Source organism: Undibacterium sp. TC9W (genome assembly GCF_049339865.1).
Taxonomy (GTDB): domain Bacteria; phylum Pseudomonadota; class Gammaproteobacteria; order Burkholderiales; family Burkholderiaceae_D; genus Undibacterium.
The window spans coordinates 170230-192386 of record NZ_JBMPPJ010000009.1; the positions used below are offsets into that span (position 1 = coordinate 170230).

Consider the following 22157-nt stretch of genomic DNA (forward strand, 5'->3'; position numbering starts at 1 on the left):
ATCTTGCAGGACACAATGTAAAATGCTGCAACAGCATGTCCAGCGTGGCTCGCCTCAAGAATAACAAAAAACCAGCGGGATACGAAGCAGCACGGCTTTAAATAGCATGGAACAGCAAAGATTTCTTACCATCAAAAAGAGGTTGTTATGTCCAACGCAGCAATTACTGAAGCAACTTATGTTGCCTCGTTTGAGCATTTACGCATGACGGATGTTGAATCCGTCGGCGGGAAAAATGCTTCTTTAGGCGAAATGATCAGCCAGCTGGCAACTGCCGGCGTGCGGGTTCCAGGTGGTTTTGCCACCACGGCACAAGCTTTTCGCGATTTCCTGACGCATAGTGTTGATGGCGGTTTGCCACTTGAAAAACGCATTGCCGACCGTCTTGAGGGGCTTGATATCGATGATGTCAAGGAACTGGCAAGAGCCGGTGCCGATATCCGTCAATGGATCATCGACACGCCATTTCAGCCGCGCTTGCTGACAGAGATAGAAGAGTTCTACAACAAGCTGGTCTCTGACTCTACAGCCGAAATGTCTTTCGCCGTGCGTTCTTCAGCTACGGCTGAAGATTTACCCGATGCGTCTTTCGCTGGTCAGCAAGAAACTTTCTTGAATGTTGTCGGAATTGACAATATTCTGGAGGCAATGAAGCATGTATTTGCCTCACTGTATAACGACAGGGCAATTTCTTACCGTGTCCATAAAGGCTTTACCCATGCTGAAGTGGCCTTGTCTGCCGGTGTGCAGCGCATGGTACGTTCTGACCTGGGTGCCGCTGGCGTTATGTTCACGATAGATACAGAATCCGGTTTCAAGGACGTAGTGTTTATCACGTCCAGCTACGGCCTTGGCGAAACCGTAGTGCAGGGTGCGGTTAATCCTGATGAATTTTATGTTCACAAACCTATGTTGGAACTGGGCAAATTGCCAGTTATCCGCCGCAATATTGGCTCCAAACTCATCAAGATGGAATTTACTGGTGAAGCCAAGGCAGGCCGCTCGGTCAAAACCGTTGATGTGCCAGTGGAATTGCGCAACCGTTATTCCCTGAATGACACTGAAGTAGTAGAGCTGGCCAAATATGCGACTATCATCGAGAAACATTATGGCCGCCCTATGGACATCGAATGGGGCAAGGATGGCCGTGACGGTAAGCTGTACATCCTGCAAGCTCGCCCAGAGACAGTCAAATCCCAGCAAAAGGCCACTGATGCGCAGCAGCGCTTTAAACTCAAAGGCAGCGGCACAGTATTAGCCTCTGGCCGTGCTATTGGCCAAAAGATAGGTGCAGGCCGTGTACGCGTTATTCATGACCCATCCGAGATGGAAAGAGTACAACCCGGTGATGTACTGGTAGCTGACATGACAGATCCTAACTGGGAACCGGTCATGAAGCGTGCCGCCGCGATTGTCACCAACCGTGGTGGTCGCACCTGCCACGCGGCGATCATCGCCCGTGAATTGGGCGTGCCTGCTGTCGTGGGCTGTGAAGATGCGACTGATGTACTGAAAGATGGCACCCTGGTCACAGTCTCTTGTGCAGAAGGCGATGAAGGCAAGATTTACGATGGTTTGCTGGAAACAGAAATCACTGAAGAGTTGCGTGGTGAATTGCCCAAGCTCCCTTTGAAGATCATGTTAAATGTGGGCAATCCTCAACTGGCTTTTGATTTCCAGTCAGTACCAAATGAAGGTGTGGGTCTGGCACGCCTGGAATTCATCATCAATAATAATATCGGCGTACATCCAAAAGCCATACTGGAATACCCGAATATTGATGCCGACCTCAAAAAAGCAGTGGAATCCGTTGCCCGTGGACATGCGTCTCCAAGAGCCTTTTATGTAGATAAACTGGCAGAAGGTATTGCGACTATTGCTGCTGCATTCTGGCCCAAGAAAGTCATTGTTCGCCTGTCTGACTTCAAGTCGAATGAATACAAGAAGCTCATAGGCGGATCGCGCTACGAACCGGATGAAGAAAATCCTATGCTGGGTTTCCGTGGTGCTGCGCGTTATCTGGCACCGGATTTTGCCGAGTCATTCGAAATGGAATGTCTGGCAATGAAACGTGTACGTAATGAGATGGGCCTGACCAATGTAGAAATCATGGTGCCTTTCGTACGTACTTTGGGTCAGGCAGAAAAGGTCGTGAACCTGCTGGCAAAAAATGGACTTAAACGTGGTGAAAACGGCTTGCGCCTGATCATGATGTGTGAAGTACCATCGAACGCAATTCTGGCAGAAGAATTCCTGCAATTCTTTGATGGCTTCTCTATCGGTTCCAATGATTTGACGCAGCTGACTTTGGGCTTGGATCGCGACTCCGGTATGGAATTGCTGGCAGCAGATTTTGATGAACGTGACCCTGCAGTGCGCGCTTTGCTGTCTCGCGCCATCGCTGCTTGCCGCAAACTCGACAAGTACGTTGGTATATGCGGCCAGGGCCCATCTGATCATCCTGACTTTGCTGAATGGCTGATGAAAGAAGGAATAGAATCAATTTCCCTGAACCCTGATTCTGTGATTGATACCTGGCAGAAACTGGCTGCAGTTGGAAAATAAATAGTTTTGCTCTTGAAGTAAAAACGGGAATTTCTTGCAAAAGAATTCCCGTTTTTTCTTGTTGGTGCGCCGCAACATAAATCGATTGAAGCCCTTGTATATTTTAAAATTAAGACTAGACTACCGTTGTCGAAACTAAAGAAAAAGAAAATCAATACTTCAACAAAATTCCTGGAAAAGCCCTCGTTACCACGCTAGGTAACGGGGGCTTTTTTGTGGGTAAATTTCTACGGCGATTACCGATGAAAAATATAAGCCAGTCGTAGAAAATGCAAAAGTAGCAGAATTTATAAATACAAAAATTGATAAGGAGAATAAGAATATGAGCGGATGGATGATGTGGATGATACTGGCGGGGATAGTCGTGATATTTGAGTTGTTCACGGGTACGTTTTACTTATTGATGATTTCAATTGGCCTGGTGGCAGGGGCTGTAGCTGCTGTTTTTCAATTGGGCACAGAAAGTCAAATGATCGTAGCGGCTGTTGTTGGCGCGCTTGCGACTGCAGCTTTGCACAAGAGCAAATACGGCTGGAAAGAAAATGCCAATGCAGCCCGTGACCCTAATGTGAATATGGATATAGGGCAAACCTTGCAAGTCAATGAATGGAAGGAATTAGGTAATGGCAAGTTTGCCGCGAGAACCATGTATCGCGGTGCTATGTGGGATGTGGAATTACAGCACTCGGCAGGCTATCCCGGTGCTTATGTGATTGAAGAAATACAAGGTAGCCGTTTGATAGTGAAACCTTCATAGCAGTACAAAAATCAATATAGATCAATATAAGATAGTCTAAATAACAATAAAGGTAAGGATATGGAAAATATAGGTGGCGTCGCTCTGGTTTTATTAGTGTTGGCAATGGTATTCGTTTTCAAGACCATCAATGTCGTACCACAACAGCATGCCTGGGTAGTGGAACGTCTGGGTAAATATCATGCCACGCTGGGGCCGGGCTTAAATATCGTGGTGCCTTTTGTTGATCGCATCGCTTATAAACACATACTGAAAGAAATCCCGCTGGATGTACCGCCGCAGGTTTGTATCACCAGGGACAATACGCAATTGCAGGTAGATGGTATTTTGTATTTCCAGATCACCGATGCCATGCGTGCCTCATATGGTTCTTCAAACTATATTGCGGCAATCACACAACTGGCGCAAACCACCTTGCGTTCTGTCATCGGTAAAATGGAGTTGGACAAGACTTTTGAAGAGCGCGACCACATCAACACCACGATCGTGAATGCGATTGATGAATCTGCAGCCAATTGGGGCGTCAAGGTCCTGCGCTATGAAATCAAGGATTTGACACCGCCAAAAGAAATCTTGCATGCGATGCAGGCACAAATTACAGCTGAGCGTGAAAAACGGGCACTGATCGCCGCTTCAGAGGGCCGCAAGCAAGAGCAGATCAATATTGCGACAGGTGAACGCGAAGCGTCGATTGCCAAATCTGAAGGTGAAAAACAGGCATCGATCAACCGCGCACAAGGTCAGGCTGCCGCTATTCTTTCGATTGCGGAAGCCAGCGCAGAAGCAATACGCAAGACTGCTGCAGCGATACAGTCACCAGGTGGCTCTGATGCGGCTAACCTGAAGGTGGCTGAGCAATATGTAGCAGCATTTGCCAATCTGGCCAAAACCAATAATTCGATTATCATCCCGGCTAATCTGGGTGATATGAGTGGCCTGATCGCTACTGCCATGCAAGTCGCTAAATCTCAAAAACCTACAGTCATCGAGTCGCCACGACGACCCGTCTGATCAAATGAGGAGCGTGACAGGCTCCTCATGTCGTAACTCTACCCACACAAATCCCCGTTGTACTGCTGGCATCTACCAGATGCCAGTAGCACTGCTGCATGTCCGGAACAAACCGGATCTTTTAAAAAGAAGAGGCTAAGTATGTTTGAAATTATTCTGGCAGTCATTGTTGCTGTCGTAATTTTGCTGCTGTATAGCAGTAATGTGCTCGTATATATCTCCAATGAAAAAATCGGTATCGTCGAAAAGAAATGGTCAGCCAGTGGTTCTGTCCAGCATGGTTTTATTGCCCTAAATGGTGAGGCTGGCTTTCAGCCTGAAGTGTTGCGTGGTGGTTTTCATATGTTTTTCCCATTTCAATATTCCATACACAGACATGATCTGGTGACCATACAGCAAGGCACTCTGGCTTATGTATTTGCCCGCGATGGGCAAGCCATGGCACCTACACAAAACCTGGCTTGCAATAAGGAGGCAAATGACTTCACTGATGTCCGCAGCTTCCTGACCAATGCTGGGCAAAAAGGTTTGCAACGCAAGATACTGCGTGAAGGTACTTACGCGATCAATCTGGCACAATTCGTGGTGCTGACTGCTGAGCGCGTCTATGCCTTGCCTCTGCCTGGTGATGGCAATATCAGTAACGATGGCATCGTGGTTGGACAGTTGGCAGAAATGCTGGATGAACTGCGCACACGTAATGGTTTCCTGCCCTTGGTGATACGCGATGATAAGCTGGCAGTCATCACCACGCATGAAGGGCAGTCTTTGCCCGAGGGTACTATCGTCGCTCCGGTGGTCGGCGCTGATCCGCATGAAGGCCGCAACTATCATCATGACTTCCAAAATCCTGAGGTGTTCATAGAAGCTGGTGGCTACAAAGGTCGTCAGTTGCAGGTATTAGTTGAAGGTACCTATTATCTGAACGCACGTTTCGCCAGTTATGAAATAGTGGAAAAACGCGTAGTGCCAGTTGGCTATGTCGGCGTTGTCGTGTCTTATACCGGTAAGGCAGGTAATGATGTAACAGGCGACGCATACCGTCATGGTGAGTTGGTCAGCAGTGATGAAAAAGGTGTACAGGTATCTCCACTGTTGCCAGGCAAATATGCATTGAATCCATATGCAAAACGTGTCATTGATGTGCCAACAACCAACTTCATCTTGAAATGGCAGTCTGGTCAGGTGGGTTCACATGAGCTGGACAAACATCTGAGCGAAGTGTCATTGATTACCAAGGATGCCTTCGAACCTGACTTGCCTTTGTCGGTTGTCGTCAATATCGACTATAAAATGGCACCGCTGGTCATACAAAGATTTGGCGATATCCAGAAGCTGGTAGAACAAACCCTGGACCCGATGGTGGCAGCGTATTTCAAAAATATAGGCCAGGGCAAGACACTGATCGAATTGCTGCAAGAACGTTCAGACATACAAGAGCGTGCCAAAGCAGAAATGCGTAAGAATTTTGAAGGCTATAACCTGACCCTGAATGAAGTCTTGATAGGCACGCCGCGCGCCAAGAATGGTGATACACAGATTGAAGTCATTCTGAAGCAATTGCGTGAGCGCCAGGTATCGAGAGAGCAACTGGAAACTTATAAAACCAAGGAAACCGCGGCAGTACAAGAACGTATTTTGCGCGAAGCAGAAGCCCGCGCAAAACAACAGACCTCCATTACCGAATCAGAACTGGCCGTCAAGATTGCAGAAAATCACGGTAGTGCCGCTGTGCAAAAAGCCATCAAGGCGGCAGAAGAAGCACGTCAGGTTGCTTCTGGCGCGGCTGATGCCAAACGTACTCTGGCGAATGCTGAAGCTTATCAAATTCAGCAGATAGGTGAAGCACAGGCGAAAGCGACCGAGTTGAACGTAGAAGCTTATGGGGGCCCAGAGCTGCAATTCCAGCAAACAGTCTTGCTGCGTTTTGCTGAAGCAATAGAAAAAGGCCACATCGCCATGGTACCAAGCATACAGACTGGTGGCAGTGGTAGCAGCTCCGCCGTAGATGCTTTCCTCGCACTCGCTGCAAAAGACCTGTTGAATAAAGGGGAGGGGAAAACCGCAATGATTAATGCCGGTTAATCTCGTATTTGAGAAGTGGCTTTGATCAGGTCAAAGCCACCTCTTCTGTCGTTAACAAGCCAAGCGCTTGCGCTTGTGGCTGCCACAGGCAAATATCTGCCAGCAGTGCTTTAATATCCAGGCCAGTTTCTTGTGATGACTTTACTGCGCACCCATGTATATCTGGATTGGTGCAAGCAGCCTGTAAAAAATGATATTGCCATGCAAGCAGGGGGATCAGTTGCACACGGTAATTCTGGCGGGTAAATGCGAGGTAACTGGTCTCTGGTTCTGGCGGGGCTGGTAAATCCTGGCCCGCAGGTGTGTGTTTTGTCTGCTCCCAGTATGCCAGTAAAGGAAAGCTGGTTTTCAGTAGCCGTACGCAGGCCGGGATATGGATGTCTGCATGTGAACCCATCAGCAGGTCAAACGCATTGTGGGTTTTGATATTACGGTTATTTTCCAGTCCAGGTGCCCGTATTACCTCGGTAAATGCCCGTTCCATTCGTGCTATCTCGACCGGAAACTGCAATAACAGGTCTGCTTCGCCGGTCTTTAATTCATCTGTATTTTTTGGCTGACTTTGGAGCAAGAAGCTGGCAAAACCATCGCCTAAATCATACAAAGATGGTGCACGGGAAGGATGCCGCCAGATATAGTTATGGGCAAAAAAATTAAACAATTCATCGCCCATCAAACGATGTAGAACCGGGAAATCAGCTTGCAGGCATTCCTGCAAACGCAGGATGTAGCCATGGGCATAAATATGCATGCGCGATTGCTTGCCAGGCGCGATCTTGATTACGCTTGATTCCGCCATACCCAGATGTTCCTGTGCCAGCGACAAACCTCTCGCTAGGCCACCAGGCGCAGTCATTACCGTTAAAAACCAGTGCTGCAATTGCAATAGCGACGGATCAGGTGCAGATTGACTCATGAAGTGCTGAGTTCTTCCAACTGAAAATGCACAGGCGTAGAAATGCTTGTACCAGATGCAGCATTGATTTTCATCTCGGGGAAATGACCAGTCATGACCAATCGTGCTTTGTCCAGTTCTGCCAGCAGGTCAGGATAGTCAGGGATATTGGCATCCCACTCCAGCAGCGTAGAAACACCGCCCGTCAAGGCTTGCGCCAGCGCATATAAATGCCAGACGGGTGTTGGCACAGGCTGATCATGCGTATCTATCATATAGTCGCCATGATGACTTGGTCCCGCCAGATGAATTTGCACGATGCGGTCGACAGGCAGGTTGCGTATATAACGTTCGGCATCAAAGCCGTGATTGTAGGCAGACACATAGACATTGTTTACATCCAGCAGTAGCCCACAACCGGTTTTTTCAGTTAAGCGACTTAGGAATTCATCCTCCGCCATGTTTGACTGTTTAAATTCTACGTAGGTACTGGGATTTTCTATAACCAATGGACGTTCCAGAAAATCCTGCACTATGCGTACACGTTCAGCCACATGCGCTAGCGTGGCTTCATTCAAGGGTAGTGGCAGCAAATCATGGGTATTCATCGCTGCGGCACCTGTCCAGCACAAATGATCAGATACCCAAACTGGTTGTAATTCCTTTGCCAGTTGCCTGAGCTTTTTTAGATAGTCGAAATCCAGTGCATCTGTACTGCCTATCGATAGCGAAACACCATGCATGACGATAGGACAGGTTTTCGCTATGCGTTCCAGAACGTGGCGTGCATAACCATGGTTATCAATGAAGTTCTCTGTGATTACTTCAAACCAGGCTACGCCGGCTCCATGTTCAAGTATGTGCTCAAAGTGAGTGTTGCGCAGACCAACGCCCAGACCCAGGTTGGGCAGGCCAAGACGTGGCTGCAAAGTGTGCATAGTGTGCTGCTCAGGCATACTTAATCATCAGGTTGAAGGTGGCAAAGCCAGGCGCAAATCATTTGGCTTAGGCATTTCCCCAGGGTTTTTGTGGCGCGTCGTCATTACCGTGCTGTATGCCGCCCAGGCCGTGTCAAACACACTGTCACCTTGCTTGAATTTGATGTTCTTGTTCAATAGATGCTCTGCATGTGGTGGCGCATCATCAAAAGTATACAAAGTCATCGTGCCGCTTGCAGGGAACAGTTGCGATGCAGAGATAGGCACGGCACAGCCGCCATAGGTTTTACAGCGGTTGTCACTAGCTGCGCTATATAAGGTGCCTGTAGGTGGCGGTCCCGGAGGAGCGCCGCAAATACCATGCGAGCCGCGGTCTGGAGTTGCGGCTACAAGCGATTCTTTGTCCGTTTCTTTTTCTGGTTTAACAACCATATCTATCTGGGCAAAACCACAACCACCCTGGGCCTTGCAACCATTTGAACCACGGCAGCTATGATAAACCGCAATTGCAGCGCATTGATTATTGGCTTCTTCTGATTCTGTCACCTTGTTGGCGTTGAAATCCAGCCCCTGGCAAGAGTGGTACAAAATATTCTTGTCTGGTAGCGGAACACTGACTGACAAATCTGGTGAGCAACCTGTGATCGCCCAGCAAATTGACATGCGGTCGCCTGAACCAACCATGGATGGATAAGGAAAGTTCGTTTCCTTATTTGTCCAGTATTCGTCCAGTACCGAGGTAATACCATAAATGGCACCTGCAGATACACTGCTTAACATCTGTACAGTTTTTGCTCCTTCGCTTTTCAGGCGATTCAGTGCGCCGGCAACATCATCAGGTGTAGGAATATTTTGCGGCGCTGACGTCGCATCGTATTCCTTATTGGTCAGCATGGCAGCTGTCCAGTGATTGCCTGCAACGGCATGCCATTGTTCCCAGGTCAGCAAATGATCAGCGGCTGTCTCTCCTGGATGTTCCATCTCCCTGCGAATATCCTGGAAGCGCTCATCGTGATCAAATGCTGCGCTGTGGAAGCGTGCGGCAGTATCTCGGGATTTCGCTTCATTGCCATCACCATCATAGGCGGGGTAATCAGCGATCAACCCTTCATCAGATTCGCGATAATCAGGCTGTACGGCACGCAGTAATTGAGTGCGGCGATAGTGTTTGATTCCTGCAGAATTACCTTCACCCTGTCAGTAATAGCGCACATCATGTCGATGGCCTTGTTTTGCGAACCTGCCATGCCCCCATCAAGATCTTCGGGGCCAAACAAAGTATCAAATTGCGGGTATTCTTTTTTTGGGTGACTTTCGTTCGGCTGTTTAGGTGTGCTGTGAACATTGAACATGTCTTTTTGCACTGCGTTGTTATCAAACAGTTTTTGCCACAGTGTCTGGCCATCCGTATATTCCATGCTGATGTATTTGGCATAGCGTTCATACATATAGCCAATGGTGCCGAACAGTGGCAAGTCAGCAAAGCCCTTGTCTGGATTCCAGTTCACTAAAGGTATATCCGGGAAGTACTTGTCGGCGTTGTGGCGCAATTCTTCGCGCGCCTGCTTCTCTGGCTGCTCGATTGCCAAAAACAGTCCTATCTGGTTGTTATTGAGTGACTCCAGATTGACCCTGACATCCTTGTAATTATTGGTATCCCTGAGATCAACTATGCAGGGTATTTTGTGCTCGTCTTGCCCATAGCAAATCCAGCCACGCTCACTGTTTTGCAGACCTGAATTTTCAGTAAAACTGGGACTGACACTAATCGCCGTGGCGATATTGGCAGCCATCTGCAAATGCAGCATTTCCTGTATGAATACGCTGACGATGATATTGAAGGCACGCTCATTGGATGTGCTGGCGTCTGCCGTGGTCGCCATTCCTGGCCATTGGCGGCCTTTATAATAATTGTTACCCTTGGAATTAATTTGATGCGTGCCGTAGATCGAATACATGGAATTCATGTACAGCGGTATCGTAAACAATTCCACGCTGACAGTCGCCTGAGCAATTGCCCTTACGGCGGCAGCATCGGTGTTAAATTCTGACAGGGGACGATTCTTGATGGCGTGCTGCGGTGTTTCAGGTATGGCTGCGAACATGAGACGACTCCTGCACTGGGGGGAAGTGCAGACGAAATGCGGCGGTAAAAAATGAACAAAACGTAATTAACTTAACATAAAAGAATATGTGCTTGAAAGTATTTGAGCGCACCTGATTCTTTTAAGAGTGTTTGTTTTTTTGCAGCATCTTCACAATTTTTGGAGCAATTGGTATGAAAGAAATTATCAGTCAATGTCAGCATAGCTTAACGTCGCTTGCCGATCCGGTAAGGGCACAGGCCATGCGTGCCTATATGAAAAACCGTTTTGAATTTCTGGGTATTCCCGCACCTGACAGGCGCATGGCGTGTGTAGATATTATCCGGCAATTGAAAACGGCGGATGCTGATGAACTTTTACAGATCGCAAATGACTTGTGGGACTGTGAACAGCGCGAATACCAGTATCTGGCAGTAGATATCCTGGCCAAGCATTACCGGCGCTTATGTCTGGAAGATGTGCCAGCCTTGCTCGTATTGGTGCAGCAAAAATCCTGGTGGGACACTGTCGATGGTCTGGCCGGTGTCGTCGGCGATGTATTGCGGCAAAATTTGAAAGCGAGCCGGGATATGCAAGCTGGCATGGATAAAGCACTTGAACATCCTGATTTTTGGGTAAGGCGCATCGCCTTATTGCATCAGTTAGGCTGGCGCGAACAGACCGACGTGAACAGATTATTTACCTATGCCCTGGCGCTGGCAGATGAAAAAGAGTTTTTCATCCGTAAAGCGATAGGCTGGGCCTTGCGTGATTATGCCTGGCATGATCCCGCTGCCATACGAGACTTTTTGCAAGAAAACCAGGGGCGATTCTCTGGCCTGACCTACCGCGAAGCTGCTAAAAACCTGGAGAAATTAGGAAAATAGTTACAAAAAATTATGCAGTTCCTTCCGCAGCAGCACATTAAGCAACCATGCAGCATGGCATTTGCAATATGATATCGCTTGTTTGTTAATTGCCAGTCTGCATTTTCCCTGATGAAACCTCAAAAACTTATCTTGTCTGCCATCGCCGTCATTGGCGTGGTTGTCGCCTCTTATTTTGTCGTACAAAAATCTAATCAGTCTCCAGAGAACAAAGCGGTAAACTCTCAGCTTGAGCAAAAGGATGCATTTGATCCTGCCAAATTGCCAGAAGACTTGAATGGTTTATTGGTTGCTTATCGCAAAATCATCATTTTGCTGGCCGATGAGAAAAAACTTAATCCCAAAGAGCGCAATGAGGCAAACCGGGTAGGGCAGGCTTTGTTCCATGAAAATCTGGTCAGGCTTAATGATCTGGACGTTTTTTTCAGTAAATTGAAGTCACTCAGCAATGCCAAGCGCGAAGCCAGCTTTGACACTATCCTGACCTACATAGAATCTGGTGAAGATTTATACGATGCAGACCGTCTCGCGTTTCGCGAAGTTTTGCTCAAGATGCAAACATTGATAGCGACAGAACAGACCCTGCCAGCTATCAAGCTGCACAAGCGCGTTACTGACGACCTGAATGCACTCAGTGAAATTGAAAAAGAATACGACAAAGAACTCAAAGAAATTTTCTCGCGCTTTGAATCCCGTTCCATAGAGCTGAAGCGTGAGCGCTGGGATGACTACATCGCTAAACTACGCAAGCTGTATAACCGCGAACAAATCCTCAAAGATTACGGCATTATTCTGCCTTACCCTGAAAAGCCGGAAGCAACCGACGAAAAAGACAAGGAAATTTTCGGTCAGGGCTTGCCACCAAAAACTGTCGTGTTGACTTTCGACGACGGCCCACACGCTACCTATACCGATGAAATTGCAGCGATACTCAAGCAATACAATGTGCCAGGCGTGTTCTTCCAGGTGGGTAAGAACGTCGGCAGTGTTGATGCACAGGGTAAGGAATCGCTGAATAAAAATGCCGCAACCAGCAAAAAACTATTGAGCGCAGGCCATGTTCTGGCTAACCATAGCTTCAGCCATGCCTTGTTGTCCAAGCAAAGTGGCAATAATCTGAATGCAGAAATTGAGCAGACAGATAAACTGCTGAAGGCGATAGACCCGGCACGATCATCCTTGTTCCGTTTTCCTTACGGTGCAAAGAACAAGGAAGGTATGCAAATCCTGCACAAGCTGGGCTTGCGTTCAGTTATGTGGAATATTGATTCCCTGGACTGGGCTGACCCTGTGCCCAACTCCATTGCAGGCCGTGTGCTGGGCACTTTGGAGAAAGAGCAGCGCGGTATTATCCTCTTCCACGATATCCATGAACGTACGGTAAAGGCGCTGCCTCTGGTGTTGGACAAACTGATTGCCGATGGCTATAGCTTTGCATCATGGGATGGCACTGACTTCAAGATTGCCAAAGGCGGCAAGCCTACGCCTGAAAAGGTCAGTATCAGTACTGACTATCAAAATAGCTGGGCAATCGTCATTGGTATCAACGACTATGCAAAATGGCCCAAGTTGCAATATGCAGTGCAAGATGCCAATGCTATCCGTGACACTCTGATCAGTCGTATGGGTTTCGCCAATGACAAGGTATTGACACTGGCCAATGCAGATGCGACCCGCAATAATATCCTCGCCTTGTTCCATGAAAAACTGGGACACGGGCAATTGAAAAAAGACGACAGGGTCTTCGTCTTCTTTGCAGGCCATGGCGCAACCAGGAAGCTGAGTTCTGGACGTAACCTGGGTTATATCATTCCCGTTGATTCTGACCCTGAGCAATTGTCTGTCGATGCCATTCCCATGACAGATTTGCAGAACATTGCCGAGAGCCTCAATGCCAAACATATTTTGTTTGTCATGGATGCCTGTTATAGCGGGCTGGGGCTGACGCGTGGTGGTGGCACCAGCGCATTCCTGCGTGAAAATAGCAAACGCCTGGGTCGCCAGATGCTGACTGCGGGTGGTGCCGATCAGCTGGTTGCTGATGGCGGGCCGAATGGTCACTCCGTCTTTACCTGGACCTTGCTGCAAGCCTTGAGTGGCAAGGCTGATATGAATGGTGATGGCATGATCACCGCCACAGAGCTGGCAGCCTATATTGCGCCTGCAGTATCTAGTGTATCGCAACAAACGCCTGCATTTGGCAGCTTGCCAGGTTCTGAAGGTGGTGAATTTGTTTTTGAAATACGTGGTGAGGGCGAGTTTTTGAATGCCAAAACCAATCAGTTGTCCGCCGATGCCATTGCACTCAACAACAAACTTGATGGTGCGGTAAGCAAAGCAGGTAGTGACACGCCCATTGTCATCAAGAACCTCAATGGTGGCGAACAAAAAATCGCAGCACCTAAAATGGTAGATGGCTCATCAAGGCAACTCGCACAAAGAGCCAATGACCATGGGCTGCAATTATATAAAGAGAAGCAATATGCTCAGGCAGAAGCAGCTTTCACTGAAGCTTTGAAATACCGACCTGACTTTGGTCTGGCGGCAAACAACCTTGGTTTTGTCTATTTCAAACAGCAAAAATATGCAGAAGCAGCGCGCTGGTTTGAAAATACTTTACAGATTGATCCTTCCCGCTCAATTGCTTACCTGAACCTGGGAGATGCCAGGGCGTTATTGAATGAAAATGATAAAGCGAAAAAAGCTTATACAAGCTTTCTGGAATTATCGCCAAATAGTTCAAATGCCAATTATGTCAAAGAAGCGCTAAAAAAATTGAACTGAGGTTCTATTCATTAGTAGCAATTAAATTTTGAATAAAGAATAAATATGAATGGTGTAACTTTGAAGGCAATGCGCAGTCTGCTGCATTTCAGCCAGCATGAAGCGGCAGAACTGATTGGTGGTGTCTCAGTACGCACCTGGAGTAACTGGGAAGCAGGCGTTCAAAAAATACCGCAAGATGTGATATCCATGATTAATTACCTCATGGTGTGTCGCAAGAAGGCAATTACAGATACGCAGGCAGCGATAAAAACCTACTACCTGCAAATGCCGCCAGGAGTCAGCAAAAAACCAGTAGCATTAGTCTGGTATGACAGCTTTGAAGATTGGTGCACCTTGCCATATCGTGAATCGATCATGTGGAGGCCACAGCAGTCTGTGGTTGCACATCTGATCTCGGTAGAAAACTGCAACGTTGTACAGTTTGATGCAGGTGCTTATGAAGCCTGGCTGGGCCGGCGGCCAGATAGTGACTCCATGCGTAATCAATGGGCAGAAGAGCAGGTAACTGCCTGATCACGCGTCACAAAGCTGCAGTGCCGCAGCTTTGTGACGTCACCTACTTCTTATTTATCTTTGCCCTATGCGGGTGTCACCAAACAGGTTTTTCTGATCACGCGGTTGAGAGCGCCAGTACTGCTTTGGCGCATCCACTGTCGCGCCTAATTGCGCCGCTGCATGCCAGGGCCAATGTGGGTCATACAATATGCCACGAGCGATGGCGATGGCATCAGCTTTGCCGGTAGTGATAATTTCTTCTGCCTGATGAGCATCCGTGATCAGACCTACCGCAATGACCGGTATGCTGCAGTGCTGCTTGATTTCTTCTGCCAGATGGACCTGATAACCAGGTCCCAGTGGGATTTTCTGATCAGGTGAAACCCCACCGCTGGAAACGTGGATAAAGTCACAGCCACGTTCCTGTAATTGTTGAACAAAGAGTTTGCTTTGCGAGATATCCAGACCACCTTCCACCCAGTCTGTTGCCGACAAACGCAGGCCAACTGCCATGGTGTCTTTAGGAACTGCTGCCCGCACAGCATCAAATACTTCCAGGGGAAACCGTAAACGGTTCTCCATTGAACCACCATATTGATCTGCACGCTGATTGGATATGGGAGATAAAAATTGATGCAGCAAATAACCATGCGCCGCATGTATCTCAATTGCATTGATACCCAAGCGGTGTGCGCGTACCGCAGCATCAACAAAAACCTGTTTTACGCGTTGCAGGCCAGCCTCATCCAATGCCAATGGTGCACGCTCAGCTTGCGCATGCGGCACAGCCGAGGGCGCTACCATTTGCCAGCCACCATCTTCCAGTGCAATCAATTGACCACCATGCCACGGAGCCTGGCTGGATGCTTTGCGTCCGGCATGACCCAGTTGTACCGCAATGGGCATGGCAGAATGCTTGCGTATTGAAGTCAATACTTTCGCCAGCGCCGCTTCTGTCTCATCTGACCACAAACCCAGGTCGCCAGGAGAGATACGGCCTATCGCTTCTACAGCGGTGGCTTCCAGTATCAATAAACCTGCACCTGACAAGGCAAGTCCACCCAGATGAATAAGATGCCAGTCAGTCGCCTTGCCATCTTCTGCAGAGTACTGGCACATGGGGGCAATGATGATGCGGTTTTTTAAACTTAGCGAACCAAGCTTGATGGGGGAGAAGAGAGCGCTCATGTCTTTGAGAAATGTCTGAATGAAGGAAATAATCTGATTTCTTCATTATGCCTGCGCTTTTCTTTTGTTGCTGGGCGCTGCTCATTCTTCAGCTTGCTTCCAACGCTTCAACAATGGTTTTGATCTTGACTGCCTTTTCAAAATGATCAAACTTGTTTTCCATGATCCACCATGTGGCAGCTTCCATCAGTAATTGCGGGTCATCGTTTTTGTTGGCAAAGAAGGCATAAAAGGATAGACCAACATTGCTGCCTTTTTGTTCTATTTTGTTATTACATACTTCGATGATCTTTTTTCTCAGACTGCTTCTCATCATTTATTCGTATTCAAGGTTAATGCATGCAGCCCTCGGTAAAACGAGGCTATGTGCAGCGCTTGTGAAAACTCGTTGGTTTCTATTTTTTGCTGTATTTCAGGAATTGCCAGAAAGTCGAATTCTATATCTTCAGATACATCCAGTTGCTGCTCACCATTTAAATCAAGCCCGGCAGCAAAAAACAAATGAATGGTATTTGTTTGACGGGCGGGGTTGGCATACATGCTTCCCAAAGATTGCCAGCGTGCAGCGGTGTAGCCTGTTTCTTCCAATAGTTCTCTTTGCGCGGCAAGGAAAGCTGTTTCACCCTCATCAATGACACCACCCGGTAATTCTATGCAAACCTTTTTTACGCCATAACGAAACTGCTTTACCGTCAATATACGGCCATCATCTGCCTGGGCAAACACGTGCACCCAGTCTGTTTCATGAAGTACATAGTAAGGTTCGATTATTTGTTTATTAGGTAGCTTGCATGTATCTGCGGTCAGTGTTAACCAGTTATCGCTGATTAGTATCTTTGAGCTTAAGGTTTCCCAATGTTTCATAGTAATGTCCAGGCTTGCTAAGGAAAAATCAATCCATCATATCTTCTCACGAAATTATCTTATTCATATTATTTAATGCCATGTGATCTGATAAGCTGATTTCAAGAGCCATGAGCTTATATATTAATTGCTATTGAGTTTGACTTCGTCACGCCCATTTGCAGCTAATCAACGAATGTCAGATGCAAATCACATTCGCAATCCTGATTAGGTTGTCGATATGGAATGGTTAGCCCTTATTGTTGTTTTACTCGTACTTGGCATCGGTGTCTTGCCCAGGCTGCGCTTGCGTCATGTGTTGTCCCAGGCCTTTCCTTTGAATTATTCTAAAATTTTGCGCAAAAACCTGCCTGGCTATACGCGCATGCCGACTGACTTGCAAATGCAGTTGAAGAAGCGCATACGTCAGTTTCTCTATCAAAAAACTTTTGTTGGTTGTGGTGGCTTGACTATCACTGACGAGATCAGGGTGACGATTGCGGGCAAGGCTTGCTTGCTGCTGTTGAACCGTGAATCAGATGTGTATCCGCAGCTCACGCATGTCCTGGTATATCCATCGGCATTTGTAGCGCCCAGAACACAAATGAATGCTGACGGCATCGTCACGCATACCAATCAGGGACTCAGTGGCGAATCATGGAGTGATGGTCGTGTCATCCTTGCCTGGGATCAGGTTACGCATAATCCCGACAATGAAGCGCGAGGACAGGATGTGGTTATCCATGAATTTGCCCATCAGCTTGATAGTGAAACAGGAACTACCAATGGTGCGCCAGCGCTGAAGTCGGCAGCAGCTTACAAGGCATGGTCGGCGTTGATGAAAAGAGAATATGCTCAACTGCATCATGCTATAGCCAATGATATTCCAACTATCATTGATCCTTATGGTTCAACTAATCCAGCAGAATTTTTTGCTGTCGTGACTGAGGCTTTCTTCAAGAAAAGCCGTGATCTTGCTCAATACCACCCCGCTTTGTATCAGCAGTTGCGGGTGTATTACCAGGTTGATCCATGTGACTGGATTTGATTTTCATCAAAAAACAAGGGGCGCTGCATGCGCCCCTGTCCTTTTATTCTACTGCTTCCAGAAACTCTTGCTGTTCCAGCCAGTCAGCTTCTATCTGCCCCAGTTCCTTGACGACGTAAGCCTGGTCAAGTAACAGTGTCTTCAGCTTTTCTTTATTGGCATCGTTATAGATATCACCATCTTCCAACTGTGCATCGATGTCTTTCTTTTTGATGTTCAACTTGGCCATCTGTTCTTCTAAACGTTTGATGCGTGTTTCTATTGGTTTGCGCAGATTGGCGAGGCGCGTGCGTTCGTCGGCATCGCGTTTGCGTTGTTCCTTGTCATCGACCTTGGCAACTGGGATGGGCTTGGCTTGCGGCAAAGCAACTTCCTGGGCCTTGGTTTTTTCTGGCAGGGCAGGGTTGGCTTTTTCAAGTTTGTTTTTGAACAGCCAGTCTTTGTAATCGTCCAGATCGCCGTCAAACGGCTGCAGCTTGCCATCGGCAACGATGATGAACTGGTCCGTGGTGGCGCGCAGCAAATGCCTGTCATGCGAGACGACGACGAGAGTGCCTTCAAACTGCGCCAGGGCATCGGTCAGGGCTTCGCGGGTTTCCAGGTCCAGATGGTTGGTTGGTTCATCGAGCAGCAAGAGATTGGGGCGCTGCCAGACTATCATTGCCAGCGCAAGGCGGGCTTTTTCGCCACCAGAGAATGGTTTGATAGGGCTGCTCACCATGGTGCCAGGGAAGTTGAAGCCGCCGAGGAAGTTGCGTAACTCCTGCTCACGTACATCAGGGGCGATATGGGCCAAGTGCCACAGTGGTGATTCGTCATGGCGCAACATCTCTACCTGATGCTGGGCAAAGTAGCCGATGGACAAACCCTTGCCAGTTTGCATGACACCGTTCAATGGTGCGATATCACCGACGATGGTTTTGATCAGTGTCGATTTACCCGCACCATTTACACCGAGAAGGCCAATACGCTGGCCGATTTGCAGCGTGAACTTGACATCGCCAACGATTTTTTTCTCGGTGAAACTGTGATCAGTTTCTGATTCTGTACGATAGCCGCAATCCACATCTTCCATCACCAGCATGGGGTTTGGCGCGCTCAGTGGCTCGCGGAATTCAAAAGAGAACTCGGCCGCAGCTCGCAAAGGCGCCATTTCTTCCATACGTGCCAAGGCCTTGATACGGCTCTGTGCCTGCTTGGCTTTGGACGCCTTGGCCTTGAAACGGTCAATAAAGGATTGCAGATGGGCGCGTTTGCGGTTTTGTTTCTCCAGCATGCCCTGCGCCAGTTCCAGTTGCGCTGCACGCTGGCGTTCAAAGCCGGAATAGTTGCCGCCATAGCGCTTGAGTTTGCGTTCATCAATATGGACGATGACATTCACCACCCCGTCGAGGAAGTCGCGGTCATGGGAAATGATGATCAACGTGCCTTCATAACGCTTGAGCCAGTCTTCCAGCCAGATGATAGCATCCAGATCCAAGTGATTGGTTGGTTCATCGAGCAGCAGCAAATCGGATTTGCACATCAGTGCCTGCGCCAAATTCAGGCGCATGCGCCAGCCACCAGAAAAACTGGCGACTGATTGTTCCAGTTCATTGATCTTGAAACCCAGGCCCAGCAGCAATTGTTCTGCACGCGGGCGCACGGTGTAGGCATCGGCATCAGCCAGTGCACCATACATATTGCCGATGGCAATACCGTTTTCATAGCTTTCTGGCTGCGCTTCGAGTTCGGCCAGTTGTGCTTCGAGTTTACGCAGGGCGACGTCGCCATCTATTGCGTAATCGATGGCACTGCGTTCCAGTGGTGGTGTTTCTTGCGCGACGTGGGCGAGCTGCCATTTGGCCGGAAAATCGATGCTGCCCTGATCTGGATGCAATTCACCACGCAACATTGCAAACAGGCTGGATTTGCCTGCACCGTTGGAGCCGATCAAGCCTATCTTGTCGCCGGGATTGAGCGTCACATCGACGCTGTCAAATAATGGTTTGATGCCGCGCGCCAGGACGACTTGTTGAAGACGTATCATATAAACTTAATTAATGGGTAATGCTATTGTTGATGCGAAAAAATGGAAAAACGGGCAAAACTGGTTTTGCCCGTCTTCATTATGTTTATTGCACTGTACTACACTGATTTATGCAGTGAAATTGCTCAGTTGGTCTGCCTCTACCAAAAATACCATATCATCACCGGCGCTGGTACTTAACCAGGTCAGGTTCAGTTCCGGGAAGGCGGCTTCGGCGAAGTCACGTTCATTGCCAATTTCCACCATCAGCAAGCCATCTTCAGTCAGGCGCTCTGCTGCACCTGCAACTATCTTGCGCACCAGGTCCATGCCATCGTCACCACCAGCCAGAGCAATTTGTGGTTCGTGCGTGTATTCCTTCGGCAGTTTGGACATGGAGCCGGAATTCACATACGGTGGATTGGTGATGATCAGGTCATATTTCTTGTCCGGTACATTGCTGTACAGGTCAGACTCGATCAAGGTAATGCGGTCCTGCAATTCATAGGTTGCCACATTGCGTTTGGCCACTTCCAGCGCATCTTTGGAAATATCGACTGCATCCACATGCGCTTGAGAGAACATATCTGCCAGCATGATGGGCAGGCAGCCAGAACCGGTACATAGTTCAAGGATGTTGGTGATGGCTTCCGGATCTGTCACCCATGGAGAAAAATGTTCAGGTATCAGTTCAGCAATGAAAGAGCGTGGCACGATGACGCGCTCATCCACATAGAAATTATAAGTGCCGAGCCAGGCTTCATTGGTGATATAGGATGCAGGCACACGATCGACTGCACGCCTGTCAATCACGCGCAATACGGCATCTATTTCTGATGGCAATAAATGCGCATCCAGGAAAGGTTCTATCTTGTCCAGTGGCAGATGCAAGGTATGAAGCAGCAAATAGGCTGCTTCATCCAGGGCATTGGCACTGCCATGACCAAAGAACAGTTTCTCTTTGTTGAAGCGAGTGACAGCATAGCGCAACAGATCGCGCAGGGTCAGAAAGGTGGTAGCGGGTGTAGTCATATTGTTTCCGTATCGGCCAGTGGTGAGCTGATCAGGTCAGCAGGTTTTCCAGAGTGCGGCGATAAATGTTCTTGAGCGGGTCTATGTATTGCAGTTCTATGTGTTCGTCAATTTTATGGATGCTGGCATTTGGCGGGCCAAATTCCACAACCTGTGGACAGATCTTGGCGATGAAACGGCCATCAGATGTACCACCGGTAGTAGAGAGTTCGGTTTCTATGCCAGTTTCGGCACGGATTGCATCACCCAGTGCATCGCTGAGGCTGCCTTTGGGTGTCAGGAAAGGATGACCACCGACTGTCCATTTCAGATCATATTCCAGGCCATGTTTGTCGAGTATTGCATGCACACGTTGTTGCAAGCCCTCGGCTGTGCTGGCAGTGGAAAAACGGAAATTGAAATCGATAACCGCTTCACCAGGTATGACGTTGGAGGCACCAGTGCCGGCATGGATATTCGACATCTGCCAGGACGTCGGCAGATAATATTCATTGCCCTCATCCCAGACTTCAGCCACCAGCTCAGCCATGGCAGGAGCTGCGAGGTGAATGGGGTTTTTTGCCAGTTGCGGATAGGCGATATGGCCTTGCACACCTTTGACGATCAACTTGCCCGACATGGTGCCGCGACGGCCATTCTTGATCGTGTCACCCAGTTTATCGACGGAAGTTGGTTCACCAACGATGCAGTAATCAAGCTGTTCGCCACGCGCCTTGAGCTTTTCGCAAACGACCACTGTGCCGTCCGTAGCCGGGCCTTCTTCATCACTGGTGATCAGGAAACCGATGGAGCCTTTATGATCCGGATGCGCAGCGACGAATTCTTCTGTTGCCACCACAAAAGCGGCAATCGAAGTTTTCATATCAGCTGCACCGCGACCATACAGCTTGCCATCCCTGTGGGTGGGTGTAAACGGGGCAGAATGCCATTGCGTGACGGGGCCAGTAGGTACGACATCAGTATGGCCAGCAAACACCAGTAAAGGCTGGGCCTGACCACGTCTGGCCCATAGATTGGTCACATCACCAGACTGTATGGTTTCGCACTGAAAGCCCAGGGGTTCCAACAGAGCGATCAAAGTGTTTTGACAGCCTTTATCTTCAGGTGTGACCGAATCCAGCGCAATCAGCTGTTCGGTCAGTGCTAGTGTTTTACTCATGTTTATTTATGAAAAATGGACTGATACTGTGGCACAGAGAAACCGACATTCACTTGAGACTTACCGTCGTTATTGATCAGCAATACCGGGCGTTTGATGACAGATGGTTTGTCCAGCATGAATGCAATGGCCTGTTCTGTATCTTCAGCAGACGCTTTTTCTGCATCACTGAGCGCACGCCAGGTTGTGCCTTTGCGGTTGATCAGTACATCCAGACCTTGATGCTCCAGCCACGTTTCTATAGTGGCACGGTTCAAGCCCTGTTTTTTGAAATCATGGAATTCAAAAGCCAGTTCCTGCTCTTGCAACCAGGTACGGGCTTTTTTAACGGTGTCACAGTTTGGAATGCCAAACAGGGTAATGCTTCGCGTCATA

General features: G+C 48.4%; 19 protein-coding genes. 8 read left to right on the plus strand and 11 right to left on the minus strand.

Translation table 11 applies throughout. The annotated features are described in order from the left end of the window. The first annotated feature begins 147 nt into the window (after positions 1 to 147). From ppsA to ACO0LN_RS15295, 4 genes are all read left to right on the plus strand, one after another. Positions 148 to 2565: a phosphoenolpyruvate synthase gene (gene ppsA / locus ACO0LN_RS15280; RefSeq protein WP_422975176.1), complete on the plus strand. Its 2418-nt coding sequence runs from the start codon at positions 148 to 150 to the stop codon at positions 2563 to 2565. A gap of 322 nt (positions 2566 to 2887) precedes the next feature. Continuing rightward, positions 2888 to 3322: an NfeD family protein gene (locus ACO0LN_RS15285; protein ID WP_422975178.1), complete on the plus strand. Its 435-nt coding sequence runs from the start codon at positions 2888 to 2890 to the stop codon at positions 3320 to 3322. Positions 3323 to 3382: 60 nt separating this feature from the next. Continuing rightward, positions 3383 to 4333, plus strand: a complete 951-nt coding sequence (locus tag ACO0LN_RS15290) for an SPFH domain-containing protein (RefSeq protein ID WP_422975180.1) — start codon at positions 3383 to 3385, stop codon at positions 4331 to 4333. Positions 4334 to 4474: 141 nt separating this feature from the next. Then, positions 4475 to 6418: an SPFH domain-containing protein gene (locus ACO0LN_RS15295; protein ID WP_422975182.1), complete on the plus strand. Its 1944-nt coding sequence runs from the start codon at positions 4475 to 4477 to the stop codon at positions 6416 to 6418. 25 nt (positions 6419 to 6443) lie between these two features. On the opposite strand, the gene ACO0LN_RS15300 is transcribed toward ACO0LN_RS15295, so the two are convergent. Genes ACO0LN_RS15300 through ACO0LN_RS15315 form a run of 4 tightly spaced genes read right to left on the minus strand, consistent with a single transcriptional unit; the run spans position 6444 to position 10356 of the window. Next, entirely contained in the window at positions 6444 to 7334 is an 891-nt protein-coding gene (locus tag ACO0LN_RS15300) for a putative DNA-binding domain-containing protein (RefSeq protein ID WP_422975184.1), read from the minus strand. Continuing rightward, positions 7331 to 8251, minus strand: a complete 921-nt coding sequence (locus tag ACO0LN_RS15305) for a DUF692 domain-containing protein (protein WP_422975186.1) — start codon at positions 8249 to 8251, stop codon at positions 7331 to 7333. Before ACO0LN_RS15305 ends, ACO0LN_RS15300 begins: the two co-directional genes overlap by 4 nt. A gap of 27 nt (positions 8252 to 8278) precedes the next feature. Further along, positions 8279 to 9355: a hypothetical protein gene (locus tag ACO0LN_RS15310; RefSeq protein ID WP_422975188.1), complete on the minus strand. Its 1077-nt coding sequence runs from the start codon at positions 9353 to 9355 to the stop codon at positions 8279 to 8281. Then, positions 9352 to 10356: a ferritin-like domain-containing protein gene (locus ACO0LN_RS15315; RefSeq protein ID WP_422975190.1), complete on the minus strand. Its 1005-nt coding sequence runs from the start codon at positions 10354 to 10356 to the stop codon at positions 9352 to 9354. Before ACO0LN_RS15315 ends, ACO0LN_RS15310 begins: the two co-directional genes overlap by 4 nt. A 173-nt stretch (positions 10357 to 10529) precedes the next feature. On the opposite strand from ACO0LN_RS15315, the gene ACO0LN_RS15320 reads away from it, so the two are divergent. From ACO0LN_RS15320 to ACO0LN_RS15330, 3 genes are all read left to right on the plus strand, one after another. Continuing rightward, complete coding sequence (locus tag ACO0LN_RS15320; RefSeq protein WP_422975192.1) at positions 10530 to 11222, plus strand: DNA alkylation repair protein; 693 nt, start codon at positions 10530 to 10532, stop codon at positions 11220 to 11222. 111 nt (positions 11223 to 11333) lie between these two features. Then, entirely contained in the window at positions 11334 to 14006 is a 2673-nt protein-coding gene (locus ACO0LN_RS15325; protein WP_422975194.1) for a polysaccharide deacetylase family protein, read from the plus strand. A gap of 45 nt (positions 14007 to 14051) precedes the next feature. Beyond that, the gene (locus ACO0LN_RS15330) at positions 14052 to 14522 is read left to right on the plus strand and encodes a DUF1870 family protein (RefSeq protein WP_422975196.1); all 471 of its coding nucleotides are present in this window, start codon (positions 14052 to 14054) and stop codon (positions 14520 to 14522) included. A 54-nt stretch (positions 14523 to 14576) separates the two neighbouring features. On the opposite strand, the gene ACO0LN_RS15335 is transcribed toward ACO0LN_RS15330, so the two are convergent. From ACO0LN_RS15335 to ACO0LN_RS15345, 3 genes are all read right to left on the minus strand, one after another. Beyond that, the gene (locus tag ACO0LN_RS15335) at positions 14577 to 15692 is read right to left on the minus strand and encodes an NADH:flavin oxidoreductase/NADH oxidase (RefSeq protein WP_422975198.1); all 1116 of its coding nucleotides are present in this window, start codon (positions 15690 to 15692) and stop codon (positions 14577 to 14579) included. A gap of 88 nt (positions 15693 to 15780) precedes the next feature. Then, positions 15781 to 16005: a DUF6500 family protein gene (locus ACO0LN_RS15340; protein ID WP_422975200.1), complete on the minus strand. Its 225-nt coding sequence runs from the start codon at positions 16003 to 16005 to the stop codon at positions 15781 to 15783. Beyond that, a complete protein-coding gene (locus ACO0LN_RS15345) occupies positions 16005 to 16556 on the minus strand; it encodes an NUDIX hydrolase (protein ID WP_422975202.1) in 552 nt (183 codons plus the stop codon). The genes ACO0LN_RS15340 and ACO0LN_RS15345 overlap by 1 nt, the downstream gene beginning before the upstream one ends. Positions 16557 to 16776: 220 nt before the next feature. On the opposite strand from ACO0LN_RS15345, the gene ACO0LN_RS15350 reads away from it, so the two are divergent. Beyond that, positions 16777 to 17583, plus strand: a complete 807-nt coding sequence (locus ACO0LN_RS15350; protein ID WP_422975204.1) for a zinc-dependent peptidase — start codon at positions 16777 to 16779, stop codon at positions 17581 to 17583. A 43-nt stretch (positions 17584 to 17626) separates the two neighbouring features. Here the strand turns inward: ACO0LN_RS15350 and ACO0LN_RS15355 are convergent, their stop codons facing one another. The 4 genes from ACO0LN_RS15355 to ACO0LN_RS15370 all read right to left on the minus strand — a co-directional run bounded on the left by ACO0LN_RS15355 (position 17627) and on the right by ACO0LN_RS15370 (position 22156). Then, on the minus strand, positions 17627 to 19612 hold the full coding sequence (locus tag ACO0LN_RS15355; RefSeq protein ID WP_422975206.1) for an ATP-binding cassette domain-containing protein: 1986 nt from the start codon (positions 19610 to 19612) through the stop codon (positions 17627 to 17629). Between the two features lie 108 nt (positions 19613 to 19720). Next, entirely contained in the window at positions 19721 to 20623 is a 903-nt protein-coding gene (gene prmB / locus ACO0LN_RS15360; RefSeq protein ID WP_422975208.1) for a 50S ribosomal protein L3 N(5)-glutamine methyltransferase, read from the minus strand. Positions 20624 to 20654: 31 nt separating this feature from the next. Next, positions 20655 to 21782, minus strand: coding sequence for a succinyl-diaminopimelate desuccinylase (gene dapE / locus ACO0LN_RS15365; RefSeq protein ID WP_422975210.1), 1128 nt, complete (start codon positions 21780 to 21782; stop codon positions 20655 to 20657). Between the two features lie 2 nt (positions 21783 to 21784). Further along, positions 21785 to 22156, minus strand: coding sequence for an ArsC family reductase (locus ACO0LN_RS15370; RefSeq protein WP_422975212.1), 372 nt, complete (start codon positions 22154 to 22156; stop codon positions 21785 to 21787). Position 22157 lies beyond the last annotated feature (1 nt).